Annotated in this window: 16 protein-coding genes; 5 read left to right on the top strand and 11 right to left on the bottom strand. The window is 60.9% G+C overall.

From position 1 onward, the window contains the following. Positions 1 to 124: 124 nt before the first annotated feature. Entirely contained in the window at positions 125 to 517 is a 393-nt protein-coding gene (locus tag ACIPZG_RS14125) for a protease inhibitor I42 family protein (protein WP_400714613.1), read from the top strand. Between the two features lie 7 nt (positions 518 to 524). On the opposite strand, the gene ACIPZG_RS14120 is transcribed toward ACIPZG_RS14125, so the two are convergent. Both ACIPZG_RS14120 and ACIPZG_RS14115 read right to left on the bottom strand, forming a co-directional pair. Then, positions 525 to 1,448, bottom strand: coding sequence for an alpha-xenorhabdolysin family binary toxin subunit B (locus tag ACIPZG_RS14120; RefSeq protein WP_400714611.1), 924 nt, complete (start codon positions 1,446 to 1,448; stop codon positions 525 to 527). Positions 1,449 to 1,462: 14 nt separating this feature from the next. Next, the gene (locus ACIPZG_RS14115) at positions 1,463 to 2,650 is read right to left on the bottom strand and encodes an alpha-xenorhabdolysin family binary toxin subunit A (protein ID WP_400714609.1); all 1,188 of its coding nucleotides are present in this window, start codon (positions 2,648 to 2,650) and stop codon (positions 1,463 to 1,465) included. 256 nt (positions 2,651 to 2,906) lie between these two features. Between ACIPZG_RS14115 and cmoA the strand changes: the two genes are divergently transcribed. Then, a complete protein-coding gene (cmoA, locus tag ACIPZG_RS14110; protein WP_400714607.1) occupies positions 2,907 to 3,650 on the top strand; it encodes a carboxy-S-adenosyl-L-methionine synthase CmoA in 744 nt (247 codons plus the stop codon). Then, a complete protein-coding gene (cmoB, locus tag ACIPZG_RS14105) occupies positions 3,647 to 4,603 on the top strand; it encodes a tRNA 5-methoxyuridine(34)/uridine 5-oxyacetic acid(34) synthase CmoB (protein WP_400714605.1) in 957 nt (318 codons plus the stop codon). Before cmoA ends, cmoB begins: the two co-directional genes overlap by 4 nt. Positions 4,604 to 4,673: 70 nt before the next feature. On the opposite strand, the gene ACIPZG_RS14100 is transcribed toward cmoB, so the two are convergent. Then, positions 4,674 to 4,877 (bottom strand): hypothetical protein, encoded by a 204-nt coding sequence (locus ACIPZG_RS14100; RefSeq protein ID WP_400714603.1) that lies wholly within the window; start codon positions 4,875 to 4,877, stop codon positions 4,674 to 4,676. 333 nt (positions 4,878 to 5,210) lie between these two features. On the opposite strand from ACIPZG_RS14100, the gene ACIPZG_RS14095 reads away from it, so the two are divergent. Beyond that, on the top strand, positions 5,211 to 5,885 hold the full coding sequence (locus ACIPZG_RS14095) for a heavy metal response regulator transcription factor (protein WP_400714600.1): 675 nt from the start codon (positions 5,211 to 5,213) through the stop codon (positions 5,883 to 5,885). Beyond that, the gene (locus tag ACIPZG_RS14090) at positions 5,882 to 7,264 is read left to right on the top strand and encodes a heavy metal sensor histidine kinase (RefSeq protein WP_400714597.1); all 1,383 of its coding nucleotides are present in this window, start codon (positions 5,882 to 5,884) and stop codon (positions 7,262 to 7,264) included. The genes ACIPZG_RS14095 and ACIPZG_RS14090 overlap by 4 nt, the downstream gene beginning before the upstream one ends. A 118-nt stretch (positions 7,265 to 7,382) precedes the next feature. Here the strand turns inward: ACIPZG_RS14090 and pdxJ are convergent, their stop codons facing one another. The 8 genes from pdxJ to ACIPZG_RS14050 all read right to left on the bottom strand — a co-directional run bounded on the left by pdxJ (position 7,383) and on the right by ACIPZG_RS14050 (position 16,067). Continuing rightward, positions 7,383 to 8,105, bottom strand: a complete 723-nt coding sequence (gene pdxJ, locus ACIPZG_RS14085; RefSeq protein ID WP_400640948.1) for a pyridoxine 5'-phosphate synthase — start codon at positions 8,103 to 8,105, stop codon at positions 7,383 to 7,385. Positions 8,106 to 8,166: 61 nt separating this feature from the next. Continuing rightward, positions 8,167 to 8,850, bottom strand: coding sequence for a DNA repair protein RecO (gene recO / locus ACIPZG_RS14080; protein ID WP_400714594.1), 684 nt, complete (start codon positions 8,848 to 8,850; stop codon positions 8,167 to 8,169). A gap of 50 nt (positions 8,851 to 8,900) precedes the next feature. Continuing rightward, entirely contained in the window at positions 8,901 to 9,803 is a 903-nt protein-coding gene (gene era / locus ACIPZG_RS14075) for a GTPase Era (RefSeq protein WP_008094982.1), read from the bottom strand. After that, positions 9,796 to 10,485, bottom strand: a complete 690-nt coding sequence (gene rnc / locus ACIPZG_RS14070; RefSeq protein ID WP_008094984.1) for a ribonuclease III — start codon at positions 10,483 to 10,485, stop codon at positions 9,796 to 9,798. Before rnc ends, era begins: the two co-directional genes overlap by 8 nt. 161 nt (positions 10,486 to 10,646) lie before the next feature. Next, positions 10,647 to 11,501, bottom strand: a complete 855-nt coding sequence (gene lepB / locus ACIPZG_RS14065) for a signal peptidase I (RefSeq protein WP_400714591.1) — start codon at positions 11,499 to 11,501, stop codon at positions 10,647 to 10,649. Positions 11,502 to 11,506: 5 nt separating this feature from the next. After that, positions 11,507 to 13,306, bottom strand: coding sequence for a translation elongation factor 4 (lepA, locus tag ACIPZG_RS14060; protein ID WP_008094986.1), 1,800 nt, complete (start codon positions 13,304 to 13,306; stop codon positions 11,507 to 11,509). 183 nt (positions 13,307 to 13,489) lie between these two features. Continuing rightward, positions 13,490 to 14,890, bottom strand: a complete 1,401-nt coding sequence (locus ACIPZG_RS14055) for a DegQ family serine endoprotease (RefSeq protein WP_400640946.1) — start codon at positions 14,888 to 14,890, stop codon at positions 13,490 to 13,492. Between the two features lie 211 nt (positions 14,891 to 15,101). Next, on the bottom strand, positions 15,102 to 16,067 hold the full coding sequence (locus ACIPZG_RS14050) for a MucB/RseB C-terminal domain-containing protein (RefSeq protein ID WP_400714588.1): 966 nt from the start codon (positions 16,065 to 16,067) through the stop codon (positions 15,102 to 15,104). Positions 16,068 to 16,079 lie beyond the last annotated feature (12 nt).

Here is a 16,079-nt window from a genome sequence, read left to right as displayed (position 1 = left end):
GCTCCCACTGGGTTTGGTGAGATCCCTGTGGGAGCCGGCTTGCCGGCGATGAGGCCTCAAGAGCCAGCACAAATTCTCATCTGCTTCGGGTATCCTCAGGCCATCGCCAGCCTTCGGAGCCACCATGACTGCCCCTCGTCTGCTCGTTCCCCTGAGCCTCGCCCTGCTGACCGCCTGCGCCCAACAGCCCAGGCAAACCATCGAACTGGACGCCGAAAGCGAATGCCCCCAACGCCTGCAAGTTGGCCAGGCCCTGACCCTGACGCTGCCCAGCAATCCCACTACCGGCTACCGCTGGTTGGTGCAGAACCCGGCTTCGAATGTACTGCGTAGCCTCGGCCCCGAGGTTTACAGCGCCCCCGAAGAAGCCGGAATCGTTGGCAGCGCGGGCATTTCCAGCTGGCGCTTCGAGGCCCGCGCTGCGGGAGAAGGCCACCTGGTGTTGGTCTATCAGCAGCCGTGGGCACCGGAAGTACGCCCTGTGCAGACGTTTGATTGTGCGATCAATGTGCATTGAACGCACTTCAGAGCGCTTCGAAACGCCGGCGCAAGGCAAGCAGATAATCGCGGGCATGTCTTAGCGCAGACTCGAGTGTTTCTGCCGCAGTGGCAGCAACCAACGCACGCTCGTGAACTTGCCATGCCTCGATGAACTTGCCTGCTTGTTCCTCCCAAGGCGTGCGCTTCGCGAGCAACTCTTCGACAGATTCAAACTGGGTGCTTGCATGCTGCGTCTGCTCCAGCTCTTTTCGAAGATGACGCAACGTCTTTTCCTGGTCGGCCAGCGCATCGCTAAGTCGCTGTCTGGCCGCAATAACATCAACGAACTTTCGTCCTTGCTCGAGCAGGTCCAGATGCTTGTTGAGCTTGCTCAAGGCCGCCTTGATCAGCTCTGGGCTTACCGTGGGATCTTTGAGCGTGTTGAGCATGACATCGATGTCACTTTCCTCGGGAATGGCATTGCGCAAGGCCTTGCGAACAGAAGGCTGATCGAGCGTCTCAAGTAGAGCATCCACTTCTTCCAGCTTGGCCCGCTTGTCGACGAGCATTTGTTCTATCTCTGCAATGCCATCCCGTTGCTTCACGACAACGGTCTCGTGCTCGCGTCTAAGTTCTGTGACAACCGGGGAGCGATAGTCGCGCACCCGCTCAATCGCCTCGGTGAGGTCGCCGACCTCTGCACGTAAGTCTTGGCAGATACGCATCAACTCCTCTTCATCCAGTTGAGGTGAAGTGTTTCTCAGATCAAGGTTCAATGCGACCAGGCTGGCAACTGCTTTTTCCCGCAAAGCGTCATTGCCGGCCTTGACCAAGGTAATCAGATCCAGCAAGCGTTCACGCACGGCCGGCAGCATTGCAGCAGTCTCGTTGTAATAGAGATAACTCATTCGTGTCTCGATCAGCACCATCGCATTTACATCAGGCAGTTCATCTTTTTTAATTTCCATGGCAGCAGAGCTCCTTAATCCGCCCGCAGGGCGTCATTGAACAGTTCAGATATCGTCTTGGTAATGCCTAGAATGTTTTTCCATGGTTCGACAACTCGTTCAAATCCACTCACAAAACGCTTGAGTTCCAACTGGGTATTTATGCCCTTGACTTTTCTTAGCGAAGACTTTGCATAGGCTTCCAACAACACCCAAACATCTTCAAGGTTCTTGGTCGCTGAAGCCACATCCACCAGCCGAAACTGCATATCTTGTATAAGAGTCCTGACATCCTCGAATTGAGCTGCCCCTCCTCCGAGCAATATGTTTTTCTTGACTGACAACTGCTCTCGCTGCTCGATCAGCTTATTTTTCAGTGCCCTTACATCTTCTGCTTGAGCGCCAAAGATTCCTCCGGTCACCACCAATCCGAGCGGACCGAAAACCAAGCCATAGAAAGCGGCACCGACGAGGCCATTGTACTCTTCAAGTTTCTTCTGAATCTTGTCATCCAGATCGACAAGCTCTGACTCTATCGACAGCAGCGTCCCCGTGACATCTTGCTTATTGAAATGCTTGAGCAAACTTATCGCCATCGGCATCAAGTTTTCGCTGATATCATCACCAAAGCGATCGATACGCCGTTTGACAAAGCGCACCCCGTCCAGCTTTTCGGATATCTCATCGGCAATGTGTTGCAGGTAGGTATCCACACCCTCGCTAAATGTTTGCTTGTCGTTAAAGGACAGCTCGGGTACCGCAGCAGCGGCACCGTCAGGTGCAGACTCCCAAGTCTCCAGGCCTTGGATGACTGATAGAAACCGCCCGCCGTCCCTGATCAGGTTCTCAGCAAAGACCTGCAGATCGGCCCCCATCGTTTTGCATTCATCTTCAACGACATCCCAGGAGTCGGCGTGCTTGCGCAGGTTGTCGAAAAACACATTGACATCTTTTGCCTCAAGCCCGAGCGCAGACAGCGACGCGTTCTCTGAAACCTCGTCGGGCATTGGCAGTTGGCGAACCCGCGCCTCATAACGTTTGATCGTCTTCAGATTTTCTCGACTAAAAATGAAGGCGGGTTCATCTTTCTTTAAATCAAATATCTGACCAGGTATCAGTACCGCCCGCTGCTCTTCAGAAAGCTGATCAAATGGCTTGCCCCCTTGATACTGTGCGTCACCACCTTGAAATAGAGGTAAATCTTCGACGCTACCATTAACCATACAACACCTCCACGGTGGATATAAATATTCAAAGAAAGGAACTACAACCGCGCAATTAAAGTAGCGCTACCAGCGAGTTACTGAAGTCAGGGCATTGTCGATAACATGACGGAAAAGTCGGCGGGCATGGACGGACCTGTGAACACGGGAACTCTCCCCCCCACCCTGCCATCAGTCACTTCGGTCTGATAAATAGGCAGCCACGGCCACTTTTGGCTAGAATATTGCCCCCTTATCACCCACGCCTGAGCCTGCCGTGAGCCAATCCCCCGACCGCCTCTTCTCTCAACCTCTGGAACAGGTACCCGACTTCGCGTTCAACGAAGACGTGGTGCGCGTATTCCCGGACATGATCAAGCGCTCGGTACCCGGTTACCCGACCATCGTCGAGAACCTCGGCGTGCTCGCGGGGCGCTTCGCACAGCCGAACACCGCGTTATATGACCTTGGCGCGTCGCTGGGCGCCGTCACCCAATCGCTGCGCCGCCATGTGCGCGTCGATGGCTGCCGGGTAATCGCCGTGGACAACTCGGCGGCCATGGTCGAACGTTGCCGCCAATACCTCACCGCGCAAGATTCGATGTTCCAGGAACTGCTACCGGTGCAAGTACTGGAGGCCGACATCCTGACCCTGCCCTTCGAGCCCGCGTCGGTGGTGGCGATGAACTTCACCCTGCAGTTCATCGCTCCCGAACAGCGCCTGGCGCTGCTCGGCCGCATCCGGCAGGCCTTGCTGCCTGGCGGCGCGCTGATCCTCTCGGAAAAACTGCGTTTCGCCGACGATGAGGAGCAGACGCTGCTCAATGAGCTGCACCTGGACTTCAAACGCGCCAACGGCTACAGCGAACTGGAAATCGCCCAGAAACGCAGTGCCATCGAGCACGTGATGAAGCCCGATACCCTGCAGGCCCATACCGAGCGGTTGCGCGCGGCGGGCTTCAGCAAGGTGGTGACGTGGTTCCAATGCCTTAACTTTGCCTCGTTGATAGCCCTGCCATGATCGATCTGTCTCCCCTCGTCCGCCGCCTGGCGGGCACGCCACTGGCTTCCTGGTCGCAAGGCCTGCAAGCACAACTGGACACCAAGCTGGAAAAAGGCCACGGCGACCTCGACCGCTGGCGCGGTGCGCTCGACGCTTTGCCGGCCCTGCAACCCAGCCAGATCGACCTGGTCGATGGCCTGCGCCTGGACTGCGACTGCGACGACGCCACCCGTGCCCGCATGCGCGATGCGCTGATGGGCCTGTCGCCTTGGCGCAAGGGGCCGTTCGACCTGTTCGGGGTACATGTGGACACCGAATGGCGTTCGGACTGGAAATGGTCGCGGGTCAGTCCGCACCTCGACCTCAAAGGCAAGCGCGTGCTCGATGTGGGCTGTGGCAACGGCTATTACCAGTGGCGCATGCTCGGGGCCGGTGCCGACATGGTCATCGGCGTCGATCCCAACTGGTTGTTCTTCTGCCAGTTCCAGGCCGTTCAGCAGTACCTGCCCGAGCTGCCCGCGTGGCACCTGCCGTTCGCCCTGGAAGACCTGCCTGCCAATCTCGAAGGCTTCGACACGGTGTTCTCCATGGGCGTGTTCTACCACCGCCGCTCGCCCATCGAACACTTGCTGGCACTCAAGGACTGCCTGGTCAAAGGCGGCGAACTGGTGCTGGAGACGTTGGTCATCGAGGGTGACGAGCAACAGGTGCTGGTACCCGAAGACCGCTACGCGCAGATGCGCAACGTCTGGTACCTCCCCTCGGTGCCTGCATTGGAGCGCTGGCTGCGGCGCGCAGGCTTCAGCGACGTACGCTGCGTGGATGTCAGCGTGACCAGCGTCGAGGAGCAGCGCAGCACCGAATGGATGCGCTACCAGTCACTCGGCGACTTCCTCGACCCGAACGACCACAGCAAGACCATCGAGGGCCTGCCGGCCCCCCGCCGCGCGACCCTGGTGGCGCGCAAATAAAAAAGGCGCCGATCACGGCGCCCGAATCACACCTGTGCCGAGGAGCTGTTTCGGCGCAGGTGCTGTTGCCTCAATCCTTCGCCACCTTCTGCGCGTTTTCCTGCGCCTTGCGCTCCCGCGCCACAATCGCCTGCTGCTTGTCACCATGCAGGCGCTGCTGGTCCTGGCGGAAAGCTTCCCAGAATTGCCTGGAGCGCTCCGCGCCACCTTCGGCATAAACGCTGGCACTGCCCAGGGTGAGGGTTGCCAGCAGCAAATATTTGGTCAGGTTCATCGTGCTTGCCTCGTGATAACCGATCAGACAGGGCCATCCTAGCGAGGGGCAGCTAACGCCAAGGTGAGGGGGGGATTACAGTCTTGCAATGTAGGCTTGGGTTGTCTGTTCTGGCCCTTTCGCGGGACAAGCCCGCTCCCACATGATGGGCGGAGTACCTGTGGGAGTGGGCTTGTCCCGCGAAGAGGCCCGTATGAACAGCCGGATAACGCCAGGATTACAAATCCGTCATCTACCCCGCTTGGCCTTACGCATGCCGTAACATCCTGCCCGTTGACCCTGAAGCCCCTACAGGGTCGAGAATCGCTCCCTTTTCCCTACCCTGAGCCTCTCATGCGCCTATTGATCATCGAGGACGAACTGCGTACCGCCGACTACCTGCAGCAGGGCCTGCGCGAGAATGGCTACGTGGTCGACTGCGCCCACACCGGCACCGACGGCCTGCACCTGGCACGCCAGCAGCCTTATGACCTGATCATTCTCGACGTCAACTTGCCCGAACTCGATGGCTGGGCCGTGCTGCAGCGCCTGCGCATCGAGTCGGCCACGCGCATCATGATGCTGACCGCCCACGGCCGCCTGGCCGACCGGGTCAAGGGCCTGGACCTGGGCGCCGATGACTATCTGCTCAAGCCGTTCGAGTTTCCCGAGCTGCTGGCGCGCATTCGCAGCCTGCTGCGCCGCAACGACCAAGACATGCAGCCCAGCACCCTGCGCGTCGCCGACCTGGAACTGGACCCAGGCCGCCACCGCGCCTACCGGGGCGGACAACGCATCGACCTGACCGCCAAGGAGTTCGCCCTGCTGCACCTGCTGATGCGCCAGAGCGGCGAGGTACTGTCGCGCACGCAGATCATTTCGCTGGTGTGGGACATGAACTTCGACTGCGACACCAACGTGGTCGAGGTCTCGATCCGCCGCTTGCGCGCCAAGATCGATGACCCGTTCGAGGACAAACTCATCCACACCCTGCGCGGCGTGGGCTACGTCCTGGAAGCGCGTCGATGAGACAAGCCAGCCTGTCGCTGCGCCTTGGCCTGGGCGTGACCCTGATGGGCGCTGCGCTGGTACTGTTGCTGGGCTGCCTGGGCGTGTTCGCCCTCAAGCATGAACTCGACAGCCGCGCGCGCAAGGACCTGATGCGCAAGATGCTGCAGGTCGAGCACAACCTGCGGGTCGACTTGCGCAGTGAAGACCTGGGCAACCGTGCCCATCCCCTGCTCGATTTGGTAATGGGGCACGACAACCTGAGCCTGAGCGTGCTGACCCTGGATGGCCGCCACCCACATTTGCTCATCCTGGGCCCTGCCCTGGAGTCACAGGTGGGCGCGCTGTACACCGACGCCCAACTGCGCTTCCATGAATGGCGCGACAGCACCGGCCAACAGTTGCTCACGGTGACCCGGCAAATGCGCCTGCGGGACGACACCCCGGTGCGCGTGATGATGTCGCTCAACCGCGCTGACGACAACGACCTGCTGCAAGCGTACCTGCACTCGACCCTGCTGGCCCTGCCGCTGCTGTTGCTGCTGATCGGTGCCGGTGCCTGGTGGTTGGTGCAGCGCGGCTTGAAACCACTGCGCCACTTTCGACACATCGCTGGCAAGGTGTCCGCCCAGGACCTGCAACACCGCCTGCCCGATCATGGCTTGCCTGTGGAGTTGGCCGAGCTGGCGACAGGCATCAACGTGATGCTCGACCGCCTGGACCACGGGGTGCGCCAGTTGTCGCAATTTTCCGATGACCTGGCCCACGAGCTGCGCACGCCCTTGAGCAACCTGATGGGCAAGGCCCAGGTGACCCTGGCCCGCGAACGGGACAGTGAGAACTACCGCGAAGTGCTGGCCGACAGCATCGATGAACTGACCCGCCTGAACCGCATCATCAACGACATGCTGTTTCTCGCCCAGGTCAGCCAGCCCCAGGCGCAGCTGGCGCTCAAGCCGCTGTCCTTGACTGACGAGACGCAGCAGGTGCTGGAGCTGTTTGCCTACAGCGCCGAACACAAGGCGTTGACACTACAGCTCAAAGGCTGGGGCACGGCCCTGGCTGATCGGCTGATGTTCCAGCGAGCGCTGTCGAACCTGTTGAGCAATGCGATACGCCACAGCCCGGAGGGTCGCGAGGTGAACCTGGGCATCGAGCGCCGTGGCGACGAGGTCTGGCTTTGGGTGGCGAATGAGGGGCCGGGGATCCTTGATGAGCATCTGCCGCAGCTGTTCGAGCGGTTCTACCGGGCAGGGTCGGGGCGTTCGCGGCTGGAAGGTGGAACGGGGCTGGGGTTGGCGATCGTGAAATCGATCATGCAGCAGCTTGGAGGGCGAGTTGAGGTGAGCAGTAGCTCTGCCGGGCCGACTCGTTTTTCCCTGGTGTTCAGAGCCGAATAGGTAGTTGTCTGGACTGGCCCTATCGCCGGCAAGACGGCTCCCACAGGGATCCGCACAGTTCTTGGGTGTTGTGCAGTACCTGTGGGAGCTGGCTTGCCAGCGATGGGGCCACAGCAGATCAGCGCGAAGCCGCGACGATCAGCGCCTTCATTTCCGCCACCGCCGCCTTGAAGCCGACGAACAGCGCATGGGCTACCAGCGCATGGCCAATGTTCAGTTCATTGATGCCCTTGATCGCCGCCACCGCTTCGACGTTGTGGTAATGCAGGCCGTGGCCGGCATTGACGATCAGCCCCTGGCCAACCCCAAACGCCACGCCATCGACGATGCGCTTGAGCTCTTCAGCCACCTCAGTGGGGGTTTGGGCATCGGCATAGCGACCGGTATGCAGCTCGATGGCCGGTGCGCCCACACGGCGCGAGGCTTCGATCTGCCGCTCGTCCGCATCGATGAACAACGACACTTCGGCACCCGTACGCGAGAGGCGCTCCACCGCAGCCTTGATCCGTGCCTCCTGGCCGGCCACATCCAGGCCACCCTCGGTGGTCAACTCCTGACGGGTCTCTGGCACCAGGCAGATATGCGCCGGGCGGATCTTCTCGGCGAAGACCATCATCTCTTCGGTCACGCCCATTTCGAAGTTCATGCGCGTCTGCAGCACGTCCTTGAGCACCAGCACGTCGCGCTCCTGGATGTGCCGGCGATCCTCGCGCAGGTGCACGGTGATGCCGTCGGCACCGGCTTCTTCGGCGTCCAGCGCGGCTTTGACCGGGTCGGGATAGCGCGTGCCGCGGGCTTGGCGCAGGGTCGCCACGTGGTCGATGTTGACGCCGAGAAGCATGCGGTTGCTGTGAGTCACGAAAGGCTCTCCTGGGGATTTAGCCCCACAGCATACGACGTGCTCAGCGCTTGCGAAACAGTTCCCGGCTGACCAGTGGCTTTGACCCCAGGTGCACCGCCAATGCCTGGCGCATCAGGCGCTTGGCCGCGAGCAAGGCGCCCGGTGCCTGCCAGTCGACTTGGGCCAGGGCTATCAGCTCGGTACCGTTGAACAGGCCAGGTTGCACCAGGTACACCCGCTCAAGGCCGGCATCGACCCGCAAACGGTAGAGGCCATCGGCCGCGATAGGGTCGTCATTGATGTCGTGGCTGAGCGAGAAGGCATAACCGAGGTCGTCCAGCAGGCGCCATTCGAAGGCGCGCAGCAGCGGCTCCAGCGGCCGCCCGGCCGCCAGCGCCTGCAAGGTCAGGGCGTAGTGCTCGAACAACTCGGGCTGGGGCGCCTCGGCAGGCAGCAGGCGCATCAGCAGCTCATTGAGGTACAAACCACTGAACAGGGCATCGCCGTGCAGCCAGGCGGCGATGCCGACGCTGTCCAGCCGACCGACATTCTTCAGCTCACCGCGCCCGCGCAGTTCCACTTCCAACGGCACGAACGGCCTTACCAGGCTGCCGCCCTTGCCCCGCGCCCGCCGCAACACCGCGCGCATGCGACCCTGCGGCGTGAAGAAGTCCACCAGCGCGCTGGTTTCCTTGTAGGCACGGCTATGCAGCACGTAGGCCGGCTGGCCGACAGGTTGTTCCATGGAAATGGCCTGAAAGCAAAGGCCCGGAACAATCCGGGCCATTGGGGAGGTTACAGGTCGCCGTAGCCCAGCGACCGCAGCGCGCGCTCGTCATCGGACCAGCCGCCCTTGACCTTGACCCACAGGTTGAGCATGACCTTGGCGTCGAACAGTACTTCCATGTCCTTGCGCGCGTCGGAGCCGATACGCTTGATACGCTCGCCCTTGTCGCCAATGATGATCTTCTTCTGGCCGTCACGCTCGACCAGGATCAGGGCATGGATGTGCAGCACGTGGCCTTGCTGCTTGAACTCTTCAATTTCCACGGTGATCTGGTAGGGAAGCTCCGCACCGAGCTGGCGCATGATCTTTTCGCGTACCAGTTCGGCAGCCAGGAAACGGCTGCTGCGGTCGGTGATCTGGTCTTCGGGGAAGAAGTGGTCGTTTTCCGGCAGGTGCTTGGCGATCAGTGCTTCCAGCGATTCAAGGTTGTGCCCCTGCTGGGCCGAGATCGGCACGATCTCGGCATTTGGCAGTTGCTCCTGCAGCCACTGCAGGTGCGGGATCAGCTCGGCCTTCTCGTCCATGCGGTCGGTCTTGTTCACCGCCAGGATCACCGGGCCGGTCACGTACTGAATGCGCTCGAGCACCAGCTGGTCCTCATCGGTCCAACGAGTGCGGTCGACCACGAAAATCACCACATCGACGTCCTTCAGGGCCGCCGAGGCATTACGGTTCATGTAGCGGTTCAAGGCCTTGTCGTTGGCCTTGTGCATGCCGGGGGTGTCGACGTAGATCGCCTGCACGTCACCCTCGGTCTTGATGCCGAGCATGTTGTGGCGGGTGGTCTGTGGCTTGCGCGAGGTGATCGCCAGCTTCTGGCCGAGGATGTGGTTGAGCAGGGTCGATTTGCCCACGTTGGGGCGGCCGACGATGGCCACATAGCCGCAGCGGGTCGGGTTGTTCTCAGTCATTGCCATTCTCCACGCCCAGGGCGATCAATGCGGCGGCGGCAGCGACTTGCTCGGCGATACGCCGGCTAACGCCCTGGCCACGGCTCTTGTTGTTCAGCAGCACCACTTCGCATTCGACGAAGAAGGTACGGCAGTGCGGTTCGCCCTGGATGTCCACCACCTCGTAACGTGGCAGATCGCAGCTACGCGACTGCAGAAACTCCTGCAGGCGGGTTTTCGGGTCCTTGTTGGTGTCGACCAGCGTCAGGCTGTCGAACTCGTCGGTCAGCCAGGCCAGGATGCGCTCGCGCACAGTCTGCATGTCGGCGTCCAGATAGATGGCACCAATCAGTGCCTCCAGGGCGTCGGCCAGGATCGATTCGCGGCGGAAACCGCCACTCTTGAGCTCACCCGAGCCCAGGCGCAGGTATTCGCCCAGGTCGAAGCCGCGGGCCAGACGAGCCAGGGTCTCACCTTTGACCAGGCGAGCACGCAGGCGCGACAGCTGGCCTTCGCGAGCCTGCGGAAAGCGCTCGAACAGCGCCTCGGCGGCAACGAAGTTGAGGATGGAGTCACCGAGAAACTCCAGGCGCTCGTTGTTGCGCCCGGCATAACTGCGGTGGGTCAGGGCCAGCAGCATCTGGTCCTGATTCTTGAAGGTGTAGCCGAGCTTGCGCTCGAGACGGGCAAGGGAAGCACTCATGCAGCCACCCGTGGGTTATTCAACGCGTTGTTCAAATCAACATCCTGAAAGACGGTTGGGCTGTGGTCCGTCGCGGTGCGCGGCGAATCTCTCGGTCCTTGAGAACACAGCCTATGTCAGAAATGCATTCGGCGCTGTCTACAGGACAGCGCCGATGGGTATCAATGGATCAGACCAACCCGCGACAGGTTGGGCAGGTGGCTGAGTTTTGGCTCTGGCCAGCTCATCCACACCGCGAAAGCCTTGCCGACGATGTTCCGGTCGGGAACCATGCCGTGCAGTTCCTTGGGAATGTTCGGGTCATCCCAGTAACGGCTGTCGTTGGAGTTGTCGCGGTTGTCGCCCATCATGAAGTAATGGCCGGCCGGCACGGTCCATTGCTGGTCCGGCGGCATGCGATAACGGGTCATTTCCTTGCGGATCAAGTGCTCGGCCGCGCCGAGCTTTTCCTTGTACAACTGGGCACTGCCCAGGGTGCCTGGCTCGGCGCCAACCAGCTGTTCGGCAATCGGCTGGTCATTGACGAACAGTCGCTTGTCGCTGGTGTAGCGCACCTTATCGCCCGGCAGGCCGACTACACGCTTGATGTAGTTGACGTTCGGGTCGCTCGGGTAGCGGAACACCATCACATCGCCGCGCTGCGGGTCACCGACCTCGATGACCTTCTTGTCGATCACCGGCAGGCGAATGCCATAGGAGAACTTGTTCACCAGGATGAAATCGCCCACTTCCAGGGTCGGCTTCATCGACCCCGACGGAATCTGGAACGGTTCTACCAGGAACGAGCGCAACACCAGCACGATGAACAGCACCGGGAAGAACGACTTGCCGTACTCCACCAGCAGCGGTTCCTTGCTCAGGCGCTCGACCACGGCCATTTCTGGCGGGTTGACGCGCCCCTGGTAGTTGGCGACCGCCGCCCGCCGGCGCGGGGCCAGGAACAGCAGGTCGATCAAGCCCAACAGGCCGCAGACGGCTACGGCGATGACTAGCAACAGCGGGAAATTTAGCGACATAGGACCTAGCTATCCAACCTGAGCACGGCGAGGAAGGCTTCTTGTGGAATTTCCACGTTGCCGACCTGTTTCATGCGTTTCTTACCGGCCTTCTGCTTCTCCAGCAGCTTTTTCTTACGGCTGACGTCACCACCGTAGCACTTGGCCAGTACGTTCTTTCTGAGCGCCTTGACCGTGGTCCGCGCGATGATCTGGCCGCCAATGGCTGCCTGGATCGCCACATCGAACATCTGCCGAGGGATCAGTTCCTTCATCTTTTCGGTCAATGCGCGGCCTTTGTAGGCCGCGTTGTCGCGGTGCACGATCAATGCCAGGGCATCGACCTTATCGCCGTTGATCAGTACATCCAGCTTGACCAGGTTGGCAGACTGGTAGCGATCGAAATGATAGTCCAGCGAAGCATAGCCGCGGCTGGTCGACTTCAAACGGTCGAAGAAGTCCAGCACCACTTCGTTCATCGGCATGTCGTAACGCACCTGCACCTGGCTGCCGAGGAACTGCATGTCGCGCTGCACGCCACGCTTCTCGATGCACAGGGTGATGACGTTGCCCAGGTGCTCCTGTGGCACCAGGATGGTCGCGGTGACAATCGGCTCGCGGAAGTCTGTGACCGACGATACGTCCGGCAGCTTCGACGGGTTGTCGACGATGATGGTTTCGCCGGTCTTGAGCTCGAGCTCGTAGATCACGCTCGGCGCCGTGGTGATCAGGTCCAGGTCGTACTCGCGCTCCAGGCGCTCCTGGATGATTTCCATGTGCAGCATGCCGAGGAAGCCGCAACGGAAGCCGAAGCCCAGGGCGTCGGAGCTTTCCGGCATGTACTGCAGCGACGAGTCGTTCAGGGTCAGCTTCTGCAGGGCATCGCGGAAGTCCTCGAAGTCGTCGGAGCTGACCGGGAAGAGGCCGGCGTAGACCTGCGGCTGGATCTTCTTGAAGCCCGGCAGCACTTCCACCTCAGGGGTGGTGGACAGGGTCAGGGTGTCACCCACTGGTGCACCGTGGATGTCCTTGATGCTGCCGATGATGAAGCCTACTTCACCGGCTTTCAGGTCAGCCGTCTGGGTGTGCTTGGGCGTGAATACACCGACGCTGTCGACCAGGTGCGTCTTGCCGGTGGACTTGACCAGGATCTTGTCGCCCTTCTTGACGCGGCCTTGGCGCACACGCACCAACGAGACCACGCCCAGGTAGTTGTCGAACCAGGAGTCGATGATCAGCGCCTGCAACGGCGCGTCGATGTCGCCTACCGGCGCGGGGATGGTCTGCACCAGGCGCTCGAGCACTTCGTCGACGCCCATGCCGCTCTTGGCGCTGCAGGCCACGGCGTCGGTGGCGTCGATGCCGATGATCTTCTCGATCTCGTCCTTGACGCGATCCGGGTCGGCCTGCGGCAGGTCCATCTTGTTCAAAACCGGCATGACCTCAAGGCCCTGCTCGATGGCGGTGTAGCAGTTGGCCACGGACTGGGCCTCGACGCCCTGGCCGGCGTCCACGACCAGCAGAGCACCTTCACAGGCCGCCAGCGAGCGCGAGACTTCGTAGGTGAAGTCGACGTGGCCGGGGGTGTCGATGAAGTTGAGCTGGTAGACCTTGCCGTCCTGCGCCTTGTAGTTCAGCGTGACGCTGTGGGCCTTGATGGTGATCCCGCGTTCGCGCTCCAGGTCCATGGAATCAAGGACCTGGGCTTCCATTTCGCGTGCCGACAGGCCACCGCACATCTGGATGAAACGGTCGGCCAGCGTCGACTTGCCATGGTCGATGTGGGCGATGATGGAGAAATTGCGGATATGACTCAAATCACTCACGGGTCAACACTCGAAAAGGCTGCGAGCCGGAACGCCCGCCGAAAAATAGCCGGGAATTGTACCTCAAGCCGCAGGGATATGGGAGATTCCTCTGTCGCACAGTGCACCCGCTTTCCCGCAGGGAATTGTGAAATCTCATGAAAAAGGGCAGCCGAAGCTGCCCTTTCCTACTTCAAAGCCAGCTTATTCCGCCAGCTTGAAGGTGATGAAGCTCGCCCGCCCTTGACGCAGCACGCGCATGGACACCGAACGGTTCTTCGGCAAGTCCTTGGCAATTTCGGTGAACTGCTTGGCCGAAGTGATCGCCTGGTTGTTCAGGTGACTGATGACGTCGCCCGGACGCAGGCCGATCATCGCTGCCGGGCCATCCTGGACTTCCTTGATGACCACGCCGCCCTTGAGCTCCAGCGTTTTCTTCTGCTCTGCGGTCAGGTCCGACACGGCGACACCCAGGCGGTTGCTGCTGCGCTCAGCGCCGCCTTCGGTGCTGCCGACACCAATATCGGCATCGTCATCCGGCATCGCGCCAACGGTGACATCCAGATTCTGGCGCTTGCCATTGCGGATGATCTCGAGCTTGGCCTTGTCGCCATCCTTAAGGGTGCCGACCAGATGAGGCAGGTCAGCCGACATGACGATCGGCTGGCCGTTCATGCTCAGGATGACATCACCCACCTGCAGGCCGCTCTTGGCCGCCGGACCGTCTTCCAGGACCTGGGCCACCAGGGCACCGGCCGGCTTGTCCAGGCCGAAGGATTCAGCCAGGTCCTTGTTGACCTCCTGAATCACCACGCCCAGCCAGCCACGGCTGACCTTGCCATCTTTCTTCAGCTGGTTGGACACATCGATCGCCACATCGATCGGAATGGCAAAGGAAAGGCCCATGAAACCGCCCGAACGCGTGAAGATCTGCGAGTTGATCCCCACCACTTCGCCGTTCATGTTGAACAGCGGGCCGCCGGAGTTGCCCGGGTTGATGGCAACGTCGGTCTGGATGAACGGCACATAGGTGTCGTTGGGCAGCGTGCGGCCCTTGGCACTGACGATGCCTTTGGTCACCGAGTGGTCGAAGCCGAACGGCGAGCCAATGGCCAGCACCCACTCACCCACCTTGAGCTTCTCGGAATCGCCCAGCTTGACCGTCGGCAGGTTCTTGCCCTCCACCTTGAGCAAGGCCACGTCGGTGCGCGGGTCGGTGCCGACCAGTTTGGCCTGCAGCTCGCTGCGGTCCGAGAGGCGGACGATGATCTCGTCGGCGTCGGCGACCACATGGTTGTTGGTCAGCACGTAACCATCGCTGGAAATGATGAAGCCCGACCCCAGCGACTGCGCCTCACGCTGGCGATCACCGCGCGGCGAACGCGGCTGCTGCGGCATGTTGCGCTCGAAGAACTCGCGGAACATCGGCGGCAGGCCTTCGAGGTCCGGCATCTGCCCCGAGGCGATACGGCGATCTGGCAGCTTCTGCTTGGTACTGATGTTGACCACCGCCGGCGAGGCCTGCTCGACCAACGTGGTGAAGTCCGGCAGGGCTTCGGCCTGGGCGCTGAGCACCTGGCCGAGCATCAGCACGGCGGCGAACATCGATAGGTAGGTTTTCAAGCGTGGTATTGACATACGGCTCCCGTCACAACGAGCGTAGTTAGCGTAAGGCCCCCTGCAAAAGCAGGAAAGGCCAGACTCCAAGAAGCCTGACCTATAGAAAATTTACCGATGGATTGCAAATGACAATGCTTTAATTTCATTTCAGCAGCATGTCCGCAAAGCTTGGCATGGACCGAAAAAAAGCGCGCCATCACTGGCGCGCCTGGGCATCCTGGGGCCGCATCGACAGCGCAATGCGTTCTGCGGTACCCAATGGGATTTCCCCGACCACGGTGACCATCACCTTGCCCTTGGGCGTATTCAGACGGCGCGAAACCGCCACGGTTGGACCCAGTTGAGTGCGTACATCGGCGCCGGAGTCGTCTTTGACAGGCTCCAGGAACACCGAAAAACGTGCCAGCCCATCGTCGTACATCAGGCTGCTGATGGTGCTGTCACGCGCTGGGTCACGGCGAACGGAGCTGTTGATCAGCTCGAAACCATCTGGCAGCCAATCCGAACGCCAACCGGCGACAGTCTCGCCCTTGGTACTCGCCACATGCTCTACCGGCTTGCACGCCGCACTGGGGCGCAAGTCCTGGTCGGTGGGCAGGTCATCGGTATCCAGCCGGGTCATCTGGAAGCGCTCGAGCAACTGGCCTTTGTCATTGAGCATCAATGAACGCAGGGGCAGCCCTGTCTGGCGATCGAGGTGCAATTCGAATGCATAGCGATGCTGATCACGCGGGGTAAGGGTGACAATCACGGCATCGCGCCCGGCGACACGCGCCCGGCCTGCCAGGCGAAGGTCATACCAGCTCATCAGCTTGAGAGGATCGAGCACGCGTGCGGTACCGTCAGGTGGCGTGCCCACGCCACTGACCAACGCACCACTGATGCACTGTACCTTGCCATCCACGCGCACGATTTCCTGGGCGGCCCCATCGAGCTGCAGCAGCCGCTCGCTGACTTTGCCGTCCTCAACCCGATGCCAGATATCGTGGGAAGAGAAGCTACCGTTGCGTTCGTAGACGAAGGAGCCCTGATAACTCTGTTTTTGCTCGGCCAGTGCCAGCTTGTTCAACCACTCACTCGCCTCGGGCGAGGAATTGGCCGCCAACGCTGGCACCATCACGCAGCTGCCTATCAGCAGCGACAGGAGAGGTAGCGCGCGCATGATCCTCCTTAC

This window comes from Pseudomonas sp. NPDC089395 (genome assembly GCF_044749525.1).
Classification (GTDB): Bacteria; Pseudomonadota; Gammaproteobacteria; order Pseudomonadales; family Pseudomonadaceae; genus Aquipseudomonas.
The sequence above is the reverse complement of the archived record's forward strand: the minus strand, read 5'-3'. Positions and strand labels throughout refer to the sequence as shown.